At 64.9% G+C, this 17,877-nt stretch carries 19 protein-coding genes; 15 read left to right on the top strand and 4 right to left on the bottom strand.

Annotated features, from left to right (window positions below):
* Position 1: 1 nt before the first annotated feature.
* The 13 genes from J3E64_RS02555 to J3E64_RS02615 all read left to right on the top strand — a co-directional run bounded on the left by J3E64_RS02555 (position 2) and on the right by J3E64_RS02615 (position 11,633).
* Positions 2-229 carry a F0F1 ATP synthase subunit C gene (locus J3E64_RS02555; RefSeq protein ID WP_004207392.1) on the top strand — a complete coding sequence of 76 codons (228 nt, stop codon included), beginning with the start codon at positions 2-4 and terminating at the stop codon, positions 227-229.
* Positions 230-316: 87 nt separating this feature from the next.
* Positions 317-811 carry an ATPase gene (locus J3E64_RS02560; RefSeq protein WP_253339300.1) on the top strand — a complete coding sequence of 165 codons (495 nt, stop codon included), beginning with the start codon at positions 317-319 and terminating at the stop codon, positions 809-811.
* A complete protein-coding gene (locus J3E64_RS02565) occupies positions 804-1,418 on the top strand; it encodes a F0F1 ATP synthase subunit B (RefSeq protein WP_253339302.1) in 615 nt (204 codons plus the stop codon). Before J3E64_RS02560 ends, J3E64_RS02565 begins: the two co-directional genes overlap by 8 nt.
* Before the next feature lie 146 nt (positions 1,419-1,564).
* A complete protein-coding gene (uvrC, locus tag J3E64_RS02570) occupies positions 1,565-3,478 on the top strand; it encodes an excinuclease ABC subunit UvrC (protein ID WP_253339304.1) in 1,914 nt (637 codons plus the stop codon).
* Positions 3,479-3,594: 116 nt separating this feature from the next.
* A complete protein-coding gene (locus J3E64_RS02575; RefSeq protein ID WP_253339306.1) occupies positions 3,595-5,220 on the top strand; it encodes a methyl-accepting chemotaxis protein in 1,626 nt (541 codons plus the stop codon).
* Positions 5,221-5,266: 46 nt separating this feature from the next.
* Positions 5,267-6,001: a DNA repair protein RecO gene (gene recO, locus J3E64_RS02580; protein ID WP_253339308.1), complete on the top strand. Its 735-nt coding sequence runs from the start codon at positions 5,267-5,269 to the stop codon at positions 5,999-6,001.
* Between the two features lie 50 nt (positions 6,002-6,051).
* Entirely contained in the window at positions 6,052-7,095 is a 1,044-nt protein-coding gene (gene leuB / locus J3E64_RS02585; protein WP_253339310.1) for a 3-isopropylmalate dehydrogenase, read from the top strand.
* An 83-nt stretch (positions 7,096-7,178) separates the two neighbouring features.
* On the top strand, positions 7,179-7,637 hold the full coding sequence (locus J3E64_RS02590) for a hypothetical protein (RefSeq protein ID WP_253339312.1): 459 nt from the start codon (positions 7,179-7,181) through the stop codon (positions 7,635-7,637).
* 24 nt (positions 7,638-7,661) lie between these two features.
* Positions 7,662-8,660, top strand: coding sequence for a threonine dehydratase (locus J3E64_RS02595; RefSeq protein ID WP_253339314.1), 999 nt, complete (start codon positions 7,662-7,664; stop codon positions 8,658-8,660).
* Positions 8,657-9,865: a PLP-dependent aspartate aminotransferase family protein gene (locus tag J3E64_RS02600; protein WP_253339316.1), complete on the top strand. Its 1,209-nt coding sequence runs from the start codon at positions 8,657-8,659 to the stop codon at positions 9,863-9,865. The genes J3E64_RS02595 and J3E64_RS02600 overlap by 4 nt, the downstream gene beginning before the upstream one ends.
* Before the next feature lie 33 nt (positions 9,866-9,898).
* Positions 9,899-10,297, top strand: a complete 399-nt coding sequence (apaG, locus tag J3E64_RS02605; protein WP_253339318.1) for a Co2+/Mg2+ efflux protein ApaG — start codon at positions 9,899-9,901, stop codon at positions 10,295-10,297.
* Complete coding sequence (locus tag J3E64_RS02610; protein ID WP_253339320.1) at positions 10,294-11,085, top strand: LysR family transcriptional regulator; 792 nt, start codon at positions 10,294-10,296, stop codon at positions 11,083-11,085. The genes apaG and J3E64_RS02610 overlap by 4 nt, the downstream gene beginning before the upstream one ends.
* 119 nt (positions 11,086-11,204) lie before the next feature.
* The gene (locus J3E64_RS02615; RefSeq protein WP_253339322.1) at positions 11,205-11,633 is read left to right on the top strand and encodes a hypothetical protein; all 429 of its coding nucleotides are present in this window, start codon (positions 11,205-11,207) and stop codon (positions 11,631-11,633) included.
* On the opposite strand, the gene J3E64_RS02620 is transcribed toward J3E64_RS02615, so the two are convergent.
* Both J3E64_RS02620 and parE read right to left on the bottom strand, forming a co-directional pair.
* Positions 11,634-12,908 (bottom strand): serine hydrolase, encoded by a 1,275-nt coding sequence (locus J3E64_RS02620; RefSeq protein WP_253339324.1) that lies wholly within the window; start codon positions 12,906-12,908, stop codon positions 11,634-11,636.
* Positions 12,909-12,955: 47 nt separating this feature from the next.
* Positions 12,956-14,932: a DNA topoisomerase IV subunit B gene (gene parE / locus J3E64_RS02625; RefSeq protein ID WP_253339326.1), complete on the bottom strand. Its 1,977-nt coding sequence runs from the start codon at positions 14,930-14,932 to the stop codon at positions 12,956-12,958.
* A gap of 156 nt (positions 14,933-15,088) precedes the next feature.
* Here parE and J3E64_RS02630 point away from each other — a divergent pair, with 156 nt between their 5' ends.
* Positions 15,089-15,931 carry an outer membrane protein gene (locus J3E64_RS02630; protein WP_253339328.1) on the top strand — a complete coding sequence of 281 codons (843 nt, stop codon included), beginning with the start codon at positions 15,089-15,091 and terminating at the stop codon, positions 15,929-15,931.
* A gap of 68 nt (positions 15,932-15,999) precedes the next feature.
* Here the strand turns inward: J3E64_RS02630 and J3E64_RS02635 are convergent, their stop codons facing one another.
* Positions 16,000-16,677: a GcrA family cell cycle regulator gene (locus J3E64_RS02635; protein WP_253339336.1), complete on the bottom strand. Its 678-nt coding sequence runs from the start codon at positions 16,675-16,677 to the stop codon at positions 16,000-16,002.
* Positions 16,678-16,791: 114 nt separating this feature from the next.
* On the opposite strand from J3E64_RS02635, the gene J3E64_RS02640 reads away from it, so the two are divergent.
* Positions 16,792-17,652: an ABC transporter permease gene (locus J3E64_RS02640; RefSeq protein ID WP_253339338.1), complete on the top strand. Its 861-nt coding sequence runs from the start codon at positions 16,792-16,794 to the stop codon at positions 17,650-17,652.
* A gap of 6 nt (positions 17,653-17,658) precedes the next feature.
* Here J3E64_RS02640 and J3E64_RS20615 read toward each other — a convergent pair whose 3' ends face one another.
* Positions 17,659-17,781 carry a hypothetical protein gene (locus J3E64_RS20615; RefSeq protein WP_301286921.1) on the bottom strand — a complete coding sequence of 41 codons (123 nt, stop codon included), beginning with the start codon at positions 17,779-17,781 and terminating at the stop codon, positions 17,659-17,661.
* Positions 17,782-17,877: the final 96 nt, after the last annotated feature.

Genomic DNA, 17,877 nt, shown 5'->3' on the forward strand with positions numbered 1-17,877 from the left:
CATGGACGCAGAAGCCGCAAAGCTGCTCGGTGCTGGCCTGGCCGCGATCGGCGCGGGCATCGCCGCGCTGGGTGTGGGCAACGTCTTCAGCTCGTTCCTGGAAGGCGCGCTGCGCAATCCGGGCGCCGCTGACGGCCAGCAGGGCCGCCTGTTCATCGGTTTCGCCGCGGCGGAACTTCTGGGTCTGCTGGCGTTCGTTATCGCCATGATCCTGGTGTTCGTGGCCTGACACGAAAGAGGAGGCGGGCGGAGCGGCATCGTGCCGGTCCCGCCCGTTTCGACCATTGACCGCCCTCGCATCGGACGGACCCGTAAAATGCCTCAAATCGCGCAAATCGCCGAAACCTACTCCAGTCAGATATTCTGGCTGCTGGTAACGTTCGGCTTCGTCTTCTTCGTCATCGGCCTTGGCATGGTGCCCAAGGTGCAGGGCACGGCGGATGCGCGCGATGCGAAGATCACGGGCGATCTGGACGCGGCCAAGGCGGCTTTCGCCCGCGCTGACGAGGCAGAGGCGGATTATCGCGTTCGCGATACCGAAAACCGCGCCGCCGCGCAGGCGGTGATGGCTAAAGCCAAGTCGGATGCAGCCAAGTCGTCGGAAGCGCGGCTAGCCGCCGCCGATGCCGAGATTTCGGACCGCATCGCCGCGGCCGAAGCGCGTATCCAGGCCGCCAGCCAGGCGGCGATGGCAGAAATCGAAACCGTGGCCGCCGATGCGGCGCGCGACATGGTGGCGCGCATTTCCGGCGTTGATGCGTCGGAGGAAGCGGCCCGCAATGCAGTAAAGGCGGTACTGGCTCATGGCTGAGGCGACGGCACAGCATCACGCAGACACGCCTCCTTCGCTGGGCGAGGCGATCCATTCCGAAGGGCTGGAGCCGGTCGGCACGGTGGCCCATGAAGGTGTCGATCCGCATAGCGACCCGCGCGCGGTGGGCATGGATGCCACGGCCTGGGTCAGCCTGGCCATGACTGCCTTCATCCTGATCCTGCTTGTCAAAAAAGTGCCTTCGCTGATCGGCAAGGCTCTGGACGGCCGGATCGCGCAGATCCGGGAACAGCTTGCCGAGGCTTCGCGGCTTCGCGCGGAAGCCGAGGCGCTCAAGGGGGAATATGAGGCGAAGCTCGCCGCCGCGGCCGGGGAGGCGGACGCCATGCGTCAGGCCGCCGAGCATGAGGCCGAAGGCTTGATCGCCGATGCGAAGGTGAATGCCGAAGCGCTGGTCGCCCGTCGTCAGAAAATGGCCGAAGACAAGATCGGTGCCGCCGAGCGCGCCGCCCTGGTCGCGATCCGGGCGAAGGCTGTCAATGCCGCCACTACGGCGGCGGCTACCCTGATCGCACAGGGCCATGACGCCAAGGCGGACAAGGAACTGGTCGACGGCGCGATCGGGCGGCTCGGCTCGGTCAACTGAACCTTTGAAATCGATGAAGGGAGCCGGTGCGTCCTGACGCGCCGGCTCCCTTCGTTTGTGCGGCAGGCGCCGGACGCGCGCCGAATATCCCGGACCGTCGATGCGCGCGCCATTGCGAATGACGCGGGCCGCGCTATCTCTGCCGCATGTCCGGACCCCAATCCCCCGACCGTTTCAACGAGGACAAGGCATCCTTCACCATCACCGGCAGCCAGCCGGATATCGATGCGGGGGTGGAGGCAATCCGCACGACGCTCAGGACTTTGCCGACCCGTCCGGGCGTCTATAGGATGCACGACGCACGGGGCGACGTGCTATATGTAGGAAAAGCCCGGGCACTGAAGAACCGCGTTGCCAATTATACGCAGGTCGACCGTCTTCCGCGCCGGCTGCAACGCATGGTCGCCCAGACGCGCAGCATGACCATCGTCACCACCAACAGCGAAGCGGAAGCGTTGTTGCTGGAGGCGCAACTCATCAAGCGCTACCGCCCGCCCTACAATGTCCTGCTGCGCGACGACAAAAGCTTCCCCTTCATCCTGCTGCGGGAAGACCACGCCTTCCCCCGCGTCCAGAAGCATCGCGGCGCGCGCAAATATAAGGGTCGCTATTATGGCCCGTTCGCCAGCGCCGGATCGGTGACGCGCACCATCAATGCGCTGCAAAAGCTGTTCCTGCTCCGATCCTGCACCGACAGCTTCTTCGCCAACCGCTCGCGCCCCTGCCTGCTCTACCAGATCAGGCGCTGCTCGGCCCCCTGCGTGGACCGGATCGACGAAGGCGGTTATGCCGAACTGGTGAAGGACGCTCAGGATTTCCTGGGCGGCAAGTCGACAGCCGTGCAGAAGAAGCTGGGCGCGGCGATGGAGACGGCGGCGGAATCGCTCGACTTCGAACAGGCGGCCGTGCTGCGCGATCGCCTCAAGGCGTTGACCTTCATTCAGGGGTCGCAGGCGATCAACGCCGAAGGGCTGGGCGACGCCGACATCTTCGCGCTGGCGGAGAAGGGCGGAGCGATGTGCATCCAGGCATTCTTCATCCGCGGCGGCCAGAATTGGGGCCATCGCAGCTTCTTCCCGGTCCATACCGCCGATGTCGCGACGGAGGAGGTGCTGGAGAGCTTCATGGCGCAGTTTTACGAGGAAGTGCCTCCCCCCAAGCTGATCCTCGCCGACCGCGAACCGGCCGAATGTGAATTGATGGCGCTGGCGCTGACCGAGCGGATCGGCAGCAAGGTGCGGATCGAGGTGCCCCGGCGCGGCGACCGCACCCGCCTCATCAAACAGGCGCAGCGCAACGCGGTAGAAGCGCTCGACCGACGGCTGGCGGAAACCACCAGCCAGGGCCGCATCCTCGACGAAATGGTGGAGACGTTCGGACTGGAGGCCGTGCCCGACCGGATCGAAATATATGATAACAGCCATATTCAGGGCGCGCATGCTCTGGGTGCTATGGTCGTCGCGGGGCCGGAGGGCTTCCGCAAGAACGCCTATCGCAAGTTCAACATGAAGAATCCCGAGACGTCCAACGACGATTTCGCGATGATGCGCGAGATGTTCGAGCGCCGTTTCGGGCGCGCCCAGAAGGAAGATCCGGACCGTGACGGCGGCGAATGGCCCGATCTCGTCCTGATCGACGGCGGCAAGGGCCAGCTATCGGCGGCACGCACCATGCTGGAGGAAATGGGCATAGAAGATGTCTGCATGATCGGCGTCGCCAAGGGGCCGCATCATGGTCGCGAGGGGCGGGAGGTCTTCCACCTTATGGACGGCCGCGAAATCACTTTCCCCTTGAACCATCCGGTGCTTTTTTACCTCCAGCGCCTGCGCGACGAGGCGCACCGTTTCGCCATCGGCGCCCACCGCGCCAAGCGCAGCAAGGCGATCACCGTTTCCTCGCTGGATGAGGTCCCCGGCATCGGCCCCGCCCGGAAAAAGGCGCTGCTGATGCACTTCGGCACCGCCCGCGCCGTCCGCGACGCCGCGCTGGAGGACTTGCAACGCGCGCCCGGCGTCTCCCAGGCCGTCGCGCAGCAAGTCTATGATCATTTCCACGGTTAAGGCTGCTGGCAAATTGCGGAAATTGCGCAAAATTACCCCGTATCATGGCTAAACGGGCATTAGCCATTTCCGGTCGATGATCACCCCGAACTCGCGACGAGGGAAGGGCGGAAACGGTGACGGCACACAGGCTTGCGATTGCCATCCATAAAAGATTCCCGGCACTGGGCGCCGGACCAAAATGGGCAGATGTAGCCGGGCGCGTTGGCGTCGACGATGCGGACGAGCCGCTGCATGCGATGCGGCTGGCCGGTGCGCGCCTGCTCATGGGTATTTTCTGGCTGAATGTGCCGGTCCTGTTCGGCGCCGCCGCCTTGATCGGGTCCCCCGATGGCACTGTCGCGGCGCTGCTGGCGGCTCTGCTGGCGATCCTGCCCAGCATGATCGTGATCCGCCGGGACGTTTCTCCGGCCGCCCGGGTCATGCTGGCGATGACGATGATGGTCTTTCCGGCGCTTTATGTATTCCTGCTGCGCGACCATCACTGGCAGATGGACCTGCACATGGCGTTCTTCGCAGCGCTCGCAGCCCTCACTACCCTGCTCGACAGGCGCGCGATGCTTGCGGCGGCGGGCGTTACGGCGGTCCATCACCTGATCCTGAACTATCTGCACCCCGCCTGGGTGTTCGCCGGTACCGGCGGAGATCTGCCGCGCGTGTTTCTGCATGCGCTGATCGTGCTGCTTCAGACGGCAATGCTGCTCTGGATCATCGACCGGCTGACCTTGCTGGTCCGTGCGCAGAGCGAGGCGAGGCGTTTGAGCGAATCGCTTCGAATGGAGGCAGACGGAGCCAAGCAGCGGGCGGAGGCCGCGCTCGCGGAACTGGAAAAGGCCCAGAAGCTGGCAGACCGCCAGCGCATGGTGGAGGAGGCGGCTCGTCGCGCGGAAGAGGCGGCGGAGCGTCGCCGGCTGGTCGCCGATGCGCTGGAGGCCCGGCTGGGCGCATTGCTGGGCGACCTTACCCGCCTGTCGGGACAATTGTCGGCCAGCAAGACGTTGCTGGTCGACCTGTTGGGCCAGTCGACCAGCCAGTCCGACGCCCTGCGCGACGCGCATATCCGCGCTGAAAAGGATGTTCGCGCCGTCGCGACGGATACCGAAAGGCTCGCCGCGTCGATCAATCAGGTCGGCGTTAGCGCCGGCCATACACGCCACAGCGCGCATAGCGGTGCACTAGCCACGCGCGCGCTCAACCCGGAAGTCGACGCGCTGTCCGCCACGGTCGATTCGGCCAGTTCGATCGTCGCCCTGATTTCCACCATTGCCGCGCAGAGCCGCACCCTGTCCTTCAACGCGGCGATCGAAGCCGCGCGCAACAACGCCGACACGCGCGGCTTCGCCGTGGTCGCCGCCGAAATGAAGAGCCTTGCCGGGCAGACGGCGGACGCGACGCGGCAGATCGACACCCATCTGGAGGATATTCGCCGGGCTGCACGCGGCGTGTCGGGGGCGATCGATCAGGCCGCGCAGTCGGCAGAGACGGCTGATCTTTCGGCGGCCACGATCGCGCAGGAGGTGGCCGACCAGATCCGCGCCACGGGAGAGATCGCTGCGGCGGCGGAGGAAATGACGCGCCATATCGCCCATGCCGCCGCTCGCGCCGATGCGCTGTCCGGTGCGTTGACAAAGGCACAGGGCGCCATGGGACTGACGGATGATGCCGCCAGCGCCTTGTCGGAACGGTCGGCCGCGCTCCGGGACACCATCCGCAAGCTTCTGGAAGAACTGCGCGCCGACTGATGCGGAAGATTGGCCGGGGCGCGGCAAGCAGGCTAAGGCTGCTTTCGTGGCCGCGCTCATCACCTCCGCCCTTGTCTGCGCCGTTCGCCCTCACGGCGAACATGGTGCCATCGCGCGCCTTTTGACGCCGGCTCATGGCCTCATCGCGGGCTATGTGCAGGGTGGCCGTTCCCGGTCCATGCGGCCGGTTTTGCTCCCCGGCAACGCGGTGAAGGGCGAATTCCGGGCACGGACGGAGGGGCAGCTGGCCAGCCTTGCCGTCGAGCTTGCGCACAGCCGCGCGCCCCTGTTCGGTGAACCGCTGCCCGCCGCCGCCATCGACTGGAGCTGCGCGCTTACCGCAGCGACATTGGCGGACCAGACGCCTTATCCGACCCTGTTCGAGGCGCTTGACGGCCTGTTGGGCGCAGTCGAGGCGGCTCCAGCGGCGCGGGGCTGGGCGGCGGCACTGGTCCGCTACGAATTGCTGCTGCTCGCCGAACTAGGTTTCGGACTCGACCTGACGCGATGTGCCGCGCTGGGCGTGAGCGACGATCTGGCCTTTGTCAGCCCGCGGAGTGCCGCAGCGGTCAGCCGTGTCGGGGCTGCGGGCTATGAAGGGCGGTTGCTGCCTTTGCCGCCCTTCCTCCTGCACGGCGGCAAGGGGGATTGGGACCAGATAATCGACGGCTTGCGCCTGACCGGTTTCTTTCTTGAACGATCCTTGCTGACGGACCGGCGGGCCGACATGCTGGCGGCGCGCGAACGGCTGGTGGAACGGCTCAAAAGGGCGGTTGCCTGAAGGCCCCGCCTTCCATAAGGGGCGGCGACGAGTTTGATGGAGATACGCGCATGTTGATCGCCCTTTTTCCCGGAGACGGCATCGGTCCCGAAATCGTCGCGCAGGCGAAGCGCGTGCTCGATGCGCTGGGGGTCGACGGACTGACCTATGAGGACGGACTGGTCGGCGGCGCAGCCTACAAGGCACTTGGGCATCCGCTGCCACCTGTAACGCTGGATCTGGCGCGGCGGGCAGACGCCATCCTGTTCGGGGCCGTGGGCGACCCGGATTGCGATTCGCTGGAACGCCATCTGCGTCCCGAGCAGGCGATCCTGGGGCTGCGCAAGGCGCTCGGCCTGTTTTCCAACCTGCGGCCGGCGAAGGTCTTTCCGGAACTGGCCGACGAATCGGCGCTCAAGCCGGAAGTGGCGCGCGCCATCGACCTGCTGATCGTCCGGGAAACCAACGGTGACGTCTATTTCGGCGAAAAGGGTTTTCGCACCACCGCCGACGGCCTGCGCGAAGGCTATGACGTCATGTCCTATGACGAGGGCGAGGTGCGGCGAATCGCGCATAGCGGGTTCCAGGCCGCGCGTGCCCGTCGTGGCAAGCTGTGCTCGGTGGACAAGGCGAACGTGCTGGAAACCAGCCAGCTCTGGCGCGACGTGGTGATCGAGGTGGCGGCCGAATATCCCGACGTCGCCCTGTCCCATATGTATGTCGACAATGCCGCGATGCAGCTGGTGCGCAATCCCGGTCAGTTCGATGTCATCGTCACCGGCAACATGTTCGGCGACATCCTGTCGGACCAGGCCAGCATGTGTGTCGGTTCGATCGGCATGCTCGCGTCGGCGACGCTTAACGAGGGCCGTCAGGGCTTGTATGAGCCGATCCACGGGTCTGCGCCCGACATCGCCGGACAGGGCAAGGCCAATCCGCTCGCCACCATATTGTCGGCGGCGATGATGCTGCGCTATTCGCTCGACCTGCCCGAACAGGCGGACCGGATCGAAAAGGCGGTGGCGAAGGCGCTGGCGGACGGTGCACGCTCGGCGGATCTGGGCGGCGCCATGACCACGGTGGAGATGGGCGACGCCGTTCTGGCCGTGCTTTAATCGCACGCGCCATTCTTTTTTTCGCGTCCCTGTAAAGATCGCCCCCGTCCGGTCGAATTAAGAGCGGAAAAGGGGGCGTTTCTATGCATGTCGAATTGATGCGCGATCATGACGGGTTGCGCGTGCTGATGCGCGAATTTGCGCAGGCAATGGACCGGGCAGGTTCCGATGAAGTAGCGCAGATTTCGCGCCTGCGTGTCCAGTTTTCGCAGCGCTTCCGTGAACATATGGGTCGGGAGGACGCATATGTCCGGGCGCTGCGCGGACGAATGCTGCCCCCGTCGACAGACAAGCTGATTCGCCATCACAACCGCGCCCTGGTGGCCCTGTTCCTGCGCTATTCGGATCATATCAAATATTGGACATCGGCACAGATCGTTGCGGACTGGCAGGAATATCGGCTGGCGGTGCTGGCCTTGCAGGACGGTCTTTATGACAAGATGGAGTGGGAAGAGGCCTATCTTCACCCGCTGCTCGACGGGGGGGCATCAACGGGCGGCCTGACCGGGCCAATCCGCCTGCATCGGAACTGTCATCCGTGATGCCGAACGCCTATGCGTGGCAGGATGACCGATTTGTCGCTTGCCTCGCTTCGTGCCGCCGCCGCCCTTGTCCACGAACAGGTTCCACCGACGCCGCAATATGCCTGGCCCCTGCTCGCCGCGCGCGCGGGCTGCGAAATCTGGGTCAAGCATGAAAATCATACGCCGACCGGTGCCTTCAAGGCACGGGGGGCCATCACCTATATCGACTGGCTGCGCCGCGCCCATCCGGAGGTAAAAGGTATCATTACCGCGACGCGGGGTAATCACGGCCAGGCGCAGGTGCGCGCCGCCCGCGCGGCGGGGCTGGACGTTACCATCGTTGTTCCGCACGGCAATGCGCGCGAGAAAAACGCCGCGATGTGGGCGTTCGGTGCCACGCTGGTCGAACATGGCCACGACTTCGACAGCGCCAAGGCAGAGGCGCTGCGCCTGTCCCAGGAACGTGCGCTGTTCATGGTGCCCGCCTATCACGGCGAACTCGTCCGCGGCGTTGCCAGCTACGGCCTGGAACTGTTCGATGCTGTCCCTGACCTGGACAGCGTCTACGTACCCGTTGGATGCGGATCGGGCCTGTGCGGGACCATCGCGGCGCGCGATGCGCTGGGCCTTTCGACCAAGGTGGTCGGGGTAGTGTCCGCGCATGTCGATGCGGCCAAATTGTCTTTCGAGGCGGGGCGCCTGCTGTCCAGTCCTACGGCACATACCTTTGCTGACGGGGTAGCGGTATGCACGCCCGTTCAGGCGGCGTTGGACTATTTCGGCCCCCGCGCCGATCGTTTCGTATCGGTTACGGACGATGAAGTTGCCGAAGCGATCCGTATATACTGGCAGGACACGCATAATCTGGCCGAAGGCGCCGGCGCGGTAGCGCTGGCGGCGCTGCTTCAAGAAAAGGAGCGGATGGCAGGCAAGAAGGTTGCGGTAATTCTATCCGGCGGTAATGGCGACATGAGCCAGATGGCGGAGATACTCGGCGGGGCGACTCCCCGGGTGCAGCAGGACATTCGGAAGGCGATATGAAGCGCAAGAGCGGGCAGGACCCGGAGATCACCAGGAACTGGAAGCCGGCAACCCTGGCGGTGCGCGGCGGCACCGCGCGCACGGAATATGGTGAGACGTCGGAAGCCCTCTTCCTCACCAGCGGCTATTGCTACGACCGGGCGGAGGACGCGGCCGCGCGCTTCGCGGGGGATCAGGTCGGCATGACCTACAGCCGCCTTCAGAACCCGACGGTGGAAATGCTGGAACAGCGTATCGCGCTGCTGGAAGGGGCGGAGGCATGTCGCGCCACCGCGACCGGCATGGCGGCGATGACCGCCGCGCTGCTGTGCCAGCTCCAGGCCGGCGATCATGTCGTTGCGGCCAAGGCTGCCTTTGGTTCCTGCCGCTGGCTGGTCGACACGCTGTTGCCGAAGTTCGGGATCGAGACCACCACCATCGACGCGTTCGACACCGGCGCCTGGGAAGCGGCGATCCGGCCCAATACCAAGGTCTTCTTTTTCGAAACGCCGGCCAACCCGACCATGGACATCGTGGATCTCGCGGCGGTCTGCGCGCTGGCGAAGGCGCATGGCATCACCAGTGTGGTCGACAATGCCTTTGCCACCGCTGCGCTCCAGCGGCCGCTCGATTTCGGCGCAGATGTCGTCGCCTACAGCGCCACCAAGATGATGGAGGGGCAAGGTCGTGTCCTCGCCGGTGCGATTTGCGGCACGCAGGACTGGATCACCAACGTCCTTTTGCCGTTCCATCGCAATACCGGCCCGACGCTCAGCGCCTTCAATGCGTGGGTGGTACTCAAGGGGCTGGAAACGCTGGACCTGCGCATCCGCCGACAGAGCGAAAACGCGCTCAAGGTCGCGCGTTTTCTTGAAACGCGTCTGCCTAAGGTGCTCTATCCCGCCCTTGAAAGCCATCCGCAGCACGCATTGGCGATGAGCCAGATGGCGATGGCGGGTCCCATCTTCTCCGTCTACACCGGCGGGGGCCGGGCGGAGGCCCATTGCCTGCTGAATGCGCTCGAACTGGTCGATATAAGCAACAATATCGGCGATTCACGTTCGCTGATGACCCATCCTGCGTCGACAACCCATTATGGCATGGCAGAGGCCGCCCGACTGGAAGTCGGCATTACCGAGGACATGCTCCGCCTCAATGTCGGGCTGGAAGATCCCGATGACGTGATCGCCGATTTTGATCAGGCGTTGCGCGCGATAGGGCGTTGACGGGGCAGGGGTTCAGGGCGCATTCCTCATCGGGTGAACGCATTTTTCCCCTTTCACGCGACCACGCGGGACATCACGGTGCATGTTGCCGTGACCTTTCTGCCGGAACAGTCTGAACCCGACCGGGGTCGATGGTTCTGGGCCTATCATATCCGGATCGAAAATAGCGGAGACGAGCCGGTGCAACTGCTGACGCGCCACTGGATCATCACGGACGGTCGGGGCGCGCAACATCGTGTCGATGGCGATGGTGTGGTGGGCGAGCAACCGGTGGTGCAGCCGGGCAGGAGCTACGACTATGTGTCGGGCTGTCCGCTCAACACAGCGACCGGGTCGATGCAGGGCAGCTATCGGATGATCGGCTTGGATGGTGCCACTTTCGACGTCGCCATACCCCATTTCGCGCTGATCGCCCCGGCGGTGGCTGAATGAAGCGCACCCATTTGCCGCTGAACGGTTTGCGCGTGCTGGATGCGGCGGCGCGGCATCTTTCCTTTACGCGCGCGGCCGACGAACTGGCGGTGACGCCGGCGGCAGTCGGCCAGCAGATTCGTGCGCTGGAGGACATGCTGGGCGTCGTGCTGTTCCGCCGCACGCCCAAGGGGCTGGAACTGACGCCGGAAACGGAGGCAGGGCTTGGCGCCTTGCGCAAGGGGTTCCTTGAATTTGAGGAGGCCGTGCAGGCCATGCAGGCGGGCCAGTCGAGCCTGTCGCTGACCATTGCAGCGCCGCGCGACATTACCGCCCGATGGCTGCAACCGCGGCTCGCTGCCTATGCCGCGACGCAGCCGGACCTGAATTTCCAGCTGATCGCGGCCGATGACGCGCTGGATTTCACCGAAGCCAATCTGGACCTGGCCCTGCGGCTGACGGACGGACCAGGAGAGCATGAGGGGCTGGCGCTCGACGAAGCACGGTTCGTCACCGTGGAGGCTGCGGAGGGCGGTCCGGATCGGCATATCGAATGGCCCGGTTGCCCGGCCAGCGGCAGTGCGGCCATGATCCGCGTCGCCGACGCCGGGCTGGCGATCGAGGCGGCGGCAAATGGTTTCGGGCGGGCCTGCGTTCCCCAGTTGCTGGTCCGGTCCGATCTGGCAAGCGGCCGGGTGCGGCAAGTGGGCGACGCGGCGGCGGCCCGACTGGGCTATTGGCTGATCGCGCCCCTGCCGCAATGGCGCCAGAAGAAGGTGAAGGCGCTGGTCGAGGCGCTGGCTGGCTGACGGCCCATTTTTCAGGAGGATAGACAATGTCCCTCAGGCAACGTCTCGCTATCCTGGCAATGCTTTGCTGTGCCGTGCCGGGCTGTACCGGGAGCGACACGGCACGGAACAAGGATGATATGGCGACGTCCGACGCCGGCAACGCCGCATCCCCGGCACGAAACGAGGCGGCCGCTGGCGACACCGCTTCGCCGGGCCCTGTCCCGCCGGTCGAAGTCGCCGCCGGCAATGTCATCGCATCGCAAAGCGCCCTTCGTGGCGATTGTTCTCTGACAATCGACGGCAAGACCTATCTCGACCTGAAAAACGACTGTCCCATCTATCCGCTCAATGACGGCAAGGGCGGCCTGATCGTCAATTCCGATGGCGAGCATGAGGTGGAGGGCTATTTTGCCTATCTGCTGCCCAATGGCGACGGCACCGCCAGTGCCAGCTGGAATGCAGAAATCGGCGCGACCCACGCGCAATCGCCGTTGTCGGAACATCTGACGCGGGATGGGGCCTGCTGGGCCGACGCACATGTCCGCCTCTGTGCCACGCGGCGTTGATCAGTCCGCCAGCAGGTTGAGCGCGCGCGTCATCAACGCGGTGAACCGGCCCTCATCCACCAGAGCAGCCGGATCGTTCCAGCTTCCGCTGACGGCATACCACGATCCATCCCGGGCCTGCGCAAGGAAATTCATCGCGACCACGCCCGGTTCGCTGCCGCCCTTATAGCCCAGATAGCGCCATCGCTTCGCATCGGCAGGCGCGATGCCCGGATTGATCGCCATGATCGGCAAGGCGTCGCCGCCCCGCACGCGCAGCCAGTCGAGCAGCCCGATCATGTCGCGCGGAGACGCGAACCATTCGATCCCGTCGATCGCGACCGGCCTGGCCGCGACGCTGCCTATATCGATGCTGTCGGCGGTCAGTCGGGCGGCGGCGTCCCGCAACAATGCGCGGCGCTGGTCGACCGGGCTTTGCGCGTAGCGCGCGCGCAACGCGACATTGGCCGGCATCTTGAGCGCAAATGCCTCGGCCGTCGTCAGCAGCGGCAGCGCGTTGCCGGTCGCGGCATGGCCAGTGCGCGCCAGCATGGCATCGACCTCATCCCGGCCCAGCGCCATCAGCAGCGTATCGGCGGCACTGTTGTCGCTTTCGGCGATCATCGCGGTGGCCAGGCTGTGTAGCGTCATCGGCGCGCGATCGGGCCACTGCATCAGCCTGCCCGAAAAGCTTTTGAAGGCGAGCGGCTGGACATCGCTCCAGCGGCGTTCGCCCGCAGCGACAACGCGCGCCAGATCGGCGAGAATATATAGCTTGAAGCTCGATCCGGTCGCCATCTGCGCGTCCGGCCGGTCGGCTTGCAGCAGTTCGGCACCGCTCTCGGCCAACCGCGCCGCGGCGAAGGCGGCGGTGCCGGGCAGGGCGCGGATGTCGGCGAGCACCTTGTCGAAGCTGTCGCCGGCGGTCTTGACCCCGACTATCCGCAATCCGATGACCAGGTTCGGCGCTTCCGGAGCGACGACCAGGGTGAAGCCCACGGTCGCCCGCTCATACCGGACCTCCACCTGTCCGGCCGTCGCGCTTTCCATGCGGATGGCGCCCAGCCCTCCGGGCTTGCCGTGCCGGGCCCGCAGGTCTGCGGCAATCGCGCGCCATCGGTCGACGGGCACCGCATCGAGAAACAGCGGGGCGAAGAAATCCGTCTCGTCGCCGGGGGTCGACAGGATGCGGACGAGTTGGCCGGCACGGGCCTGATAGGCGGGGTCCACATTTGCCCACGCCTGAAAAGGCGCGATGGCGAAGAGGAACGCGAGGACGACCGGCCATATCCGCATATCTTACGGCCCGGGCCGCACAGCATCGGCCGTGGCGGCACAAGCAATCACGCGTCGATCGCTTCGCCGTCCACCGTGGCGGCATTTTCCTGGATGAAAGCGAACCGGTGGGCCGGGTTCGTTCCCATCAGCCGGTCGACCAGTTCGCGCACCTGCTGCCGGTCCTCGACGTCGTCGGGAAGGGTGATACGGATCAGGCCGCGCGTCTTCGGGTCCATGGTGGTTTCGCGCAGCTGCATCGGGTTCATTTCGCCTAGGCCCTTGAACCGGCTCACATCGACCTTTTTGCCCTTGAACTCCGTCGCCATCAGTTGTTCGCGATGTGCGTCGTCCTTGGCGTAGAGGCTCTTGCCCCCGGCCGTAAGGCGATAGAGCGGTGGCTGCGCCAGATAGAGATGCCCCTTGCGCACCAGTTCGGCCATTTCCTGAAAGAAGAATGTCATGAGCAAGGTCGCGATATGCGCGCCGTCGACATCGGCGTCTGTCATGATGACGATCCGTTCATAGCGCAGATTGGCCGGATTGCAGTCCTTGCGCGTGCCGCAGCCCAGCGCCAGGATCATGTCGGCGATCTCCTGGTTCGCCAGTATCTTGGCGTTGTTGGCGGACGCCACGTTCAGGATCTTGCCGCGAAGGGGCAGGATAGCCTGCGTCTTGCGGTCGCGCGCCTGCTTCGCCGACCCGCCTGCCGAATCTCCTTCGACCAGAAAGATTTCAGAACCTTCCGGATCGTCGTTCGAACAATCTGTGAGCTTTCCCGGCAGCCTCAGCTTGCGCCCGCTGGTCGCGGTCTTGCGCTTGACCTCCTTTTCCTGCTTGCGTTTCAACCGCTCGTCCATGCGGTCGAGCACGTAGGCGAGCAGGGCCTTGCCCCGGTCCATATGGTCGGTCAGATAATGGTCGAAATGGTCGCGAACCGCATTTTCGACCAGCCGTGCCGCTTCGGGCGAGGTCAGGCGGTCCTTGGTCTGGCTCTGAAACTGCGGTTCCCGGATGAAGACGGACAGCATGATTTCCGATGACGTCATGATGTCGTCGGCGGTGATATCCTTGGCCTTCTTCTGCCCCACCAGATCGCCGAACGCGCGGATGCCCTTGACCAGCGCGGCACGCAGGCCGGCTTCATGCGTGCCACCGTCCGGGGTCGGGATGGTGTTGCAATACCAGCTGTAGCTGCCGTCCGACCATAGCGGCCAGGCGACCGCCCATTCCACCCGTCCGGCGCCGTCCGGGAAATCCTGACTGCCTGCGAAGAATGCGCTCGTGGCGCATTCGCGGTCGCCCACCTGTTCCTTCAGATGGTCGGCAAGGCCGCCAGGGAACTGGAACACCGCCTCGGCCGGCGTGTCGTCGCTTATCAGCGCCGGATCGCATTTCCACCGGATTTCTACGCCCGCGAACAGATAGGCCTTGGACCGGGCGAGCCGGTGCAGGCGGGCCGGCTTGAACTTCTGTTCGCCGAATATCTCCGTATCGGGCGTGAAGGCGACGGACGTGCCACGCCGGTTGGGGGCGGCGCCGACCCTGTCCAGCGGTCCGTCGGGAAGCCCGCGCGCGAAGGATTGGCGGAACAACTGCTTGTTGAGCGCGACCTCCACCACCGTGCTGGTCGACAGGGCGTTGACCACCGAAATGCCGACGCCATGCAGGCCGCCCGACGTGGCATAGGCCTTCCCTTCGAACTTGCCGCCCGAATGGAGCGTGGTCAGAATAACCTCCAGCGCAGACTTGCCGGGAAATTTGGGATGTTCGTCCACCGGGATGCCGCGACCATTGTCGGTGATGGTCAGGCGGTTGCCCGTTTCCAGCGTGACCTCGATCCGGCTGGCATGTCCGGCCACGGCTTCGTCCATGCTGTTGTCCAGCACTTCGCTGGCCAGGTGGTGCAGTGCCCGTTCGTCGGTGCCGCCGATATACATGCCGGGGCGGCGGCGGACGGGCTCCAGTCCTTCCAGAACCTCGATGGTGGAGGCGTCGTAGGTGGGCGTGGCGGAGGATGGGGCTGCAAACAGGTCGTCGGACATGGTGACAAGCTATAGGCGCGCGCCGTTTCGGCGCAAGCGCTGCAGTCGATGCGACGCAGCAATGAAATGTTACGATGAACGGTGAAACAAATCCGAGTTCCGGCTCGTTATGTCCGCCGAGAAGGGCTTTGGCCCTCAGGTGAGGAGATTTCCCATATGAATATCAAATATCTGGCGCCGATTGGCGCAACCCTGGCGTTCGTTCTTGTGACACCGGCCATGGCCCAGGAAGCGGGCGGCCCGGTCGACTGGACCGGTCCCTATGTGGGCGGGTCGTTTGGCTATAATTTCCAGAAGGGCGATGGCGAGGAGCATCTGCGCTTCGACACCGACGGCGACGGCAATTTCGATGACGTCGTGACCACTACCAGCGGCGCCAATGCCTTCTCGCCGGGCACGTGCGGCGGTTCGGCACGCGGCCGCACGCCGGCGTCGGGATGCAGCGACGACAAGGACGCGATCGGCTGGATGGGCCATGTCGGCTACGACATGCAGTTCGGCAGCATCGTGGTCGGTGTCGTGGCGGAAGCGGGCAAGGCCTATATCGATGACAAGGTGACCGAATTTTCGACCACCCCGGCCTTCTACACCATGCGGCGCAAGATCGACTGGAACGGCAACCTGCGCGCGCGGCTCGGCTACACTACCCCGGGCGGCATAATGCCCTATATCACCGGCGGCCTCGCCTATGCGAAGGTGAAGAATAACTTCACCACCAGCAACGGCGCCAACAGCTTCACTGAGGTCAACCGCAAGGAAGACGGCTGGGGCTGGACCATGGGCGGCGGTGTCGAGGCAAAGGTTTCCGACAATTTCTCGATCGGTGCGCGCTATCTGTGGACGCGCTACAATGTCGACAAATATCGCGTCGACGTAGGCGCGGGTACGGCACCTGCCACCAACCCGTTCCTGATCACGCCGTCGGGCGGCACGAGCATGAACCGGGGCGACAAGTTCGACACCCAGAGCGTGATGGTGACCACAAGCTTCCGCTTCTGAGCATCAGCACATGACGAAAAGGGCCGGTTTCCATCGCGGAAACCGGCCCTTTTTCCTGTCACCCGACGTCAGCGGACGCGAGGACCGCCGAAGGGTAGCGGCGGCGGCGGGCGGCGCGTGCCGCGCGGCAGTTGCGCCTGATAGGCGCGCCCGCAATGTTCGACGCAATAGGGAAAACCGGGGTTCACCGCTTCGCCGCAGAAATGAAAATCCGGTTCGCCGGGATGGCCCATCGGCCATTTGCAGATGCGTTCCGTCAGATCGAGCAGACTGGTCTTGTCGGCTATCTCCGGGCTCGGCTTGGCGGGCACCAGCCGGCGGGGCGGAGCGGGCGGGATCGGCGCCTGCTGATCGCCCGGTCCCTGGCGCAGGAAGCCGCCCGGACCGACGGAGACGATGCGCGGTCGGGGCGCCGGCGTTTCGGCTGCCGGGGCGTCGGCGACAGGCGCAGCAGAAGCGGCCGGAGCGGGACGAACGGGCGTGGGCGCCTCTGCAATCGGCGCAGCCGCGCGGGGCGCTTCCGGTTCGGGTGCGGGGACCGGCGCGGGCTTGCGCGCGGGTGCCGCCTTCTTGGGTGTCTCGTTCGCCTTCACCGGCGACGGACGGGATTGCAGGCCCAGGCGGTGCGCCTTGCCGATCACCGCATTTCGGCTAACCCCGCCCAATTCGTCTGCGATCTGGCTGGCGGTCAGACCGCGTTCCCACATCGCCTTGAGCTGGTCGATACGCTCATCGGTCCAGGACAATGAAAAACTCCTCAAAATTTCCGCTTGGCTTCCTATATGGGAAACCGGCGCCCGGGTTCAAATGCTGAACGCGGCGCTTGCAGCATAACGGACCAGCCGATAGTCGATCTCCCTATGAACGACCAGCCCCAATTTGCCGATGCGCAGCCGCTTGCCGCGCCCTTTGCCGAACCAGGCGTCCCGCAGATACGGAACGTCAACTGGGCAGGGACCTGGGCCTTGTACCGCAAGGAAGTGCGCCGCTTCATGAAAGTGCAGCTCCAGACCGTCTGGGCACCGGCGATCACGACCCTGATGTTCCTGATCATCTTCATCGTCGCGCTGGGCGGAGCGGGCCGCACCGTATCGCTGCGCGGGGAAGCCGTGGCCTTCGCCGATTTCATCGCGCCCGGCCTGATCATCATGGGAATGATCAACGCCTGTTTCGCCAATGCCAGCTTTGCGCTGATGGTGGGCAAGGTGCAGGGAACGCTGGTCGATTATCTTATGCCGCCCATTTCGGTCGGGGAGTTGTTGTTCGCGCTTGCGGCGTCGTCGGTGACGCGTGCGATATTCGTCGGCTTCGCGCTATGGCTCGCCATGGCGGCATGGCCCGGCGTGCACGTGACGCCGGCGCATGTGTGGGCGGTCGTCTGGTTCGGCCTGCTCGGCACCAGCTTCATCGCCTTTCTCGGGGTACTGACGTCGATCTGGGCGGACAAGTTCGACCATGGCGCGGCGGTCACCAATTTCGTGATCGGTCCGCTCGCACTGCTGTCGGGCACCTTCTACTCGATCGACCGCCTGCCGCCCTTTTTTCAGGGGATCAGCCACGCCAACCCCTTCTTCTACATCATCTCGGGCTTTCGTTACGGTTTCGTCGCGGCCGCCGACACCAATGTGATGACCGGCAGCGCAATCCTCCTCGCGCTCAACCTGACATTCGGCGCGTTGTGCTACACGCTGCTGCGCCGGGGGTGGAAGATCAAGGCCTGAAAGCGGTCACAGGAATGCCGCGAACAGCGGCACCGCGATCCCCATGACGAACAGGGTTACTGCCGCGATCAGCCAATGATGCAGGCGGGGAAGGGCATCGTCGCGATGCCCTTCCTGCCATGGCCACATCAGGCCAAGTTTCCAGCGCCGCCGACGCGGGAGAGTGTGAATCCGGCGGCTTGAGCTTCGGTGAGCGGGTATATGTTGCGCAGGTCGACGAGTGCA

It is taken from the genome of Sphingobium sp. OAS761, from assembly GCF_024168485.1.
Taxonomy (GTDB): Bacteria; Pseudomonadota; Alphaproteobacteria; order Sphingomonadales; family Sphingomonadaceae; genus Sphingobium.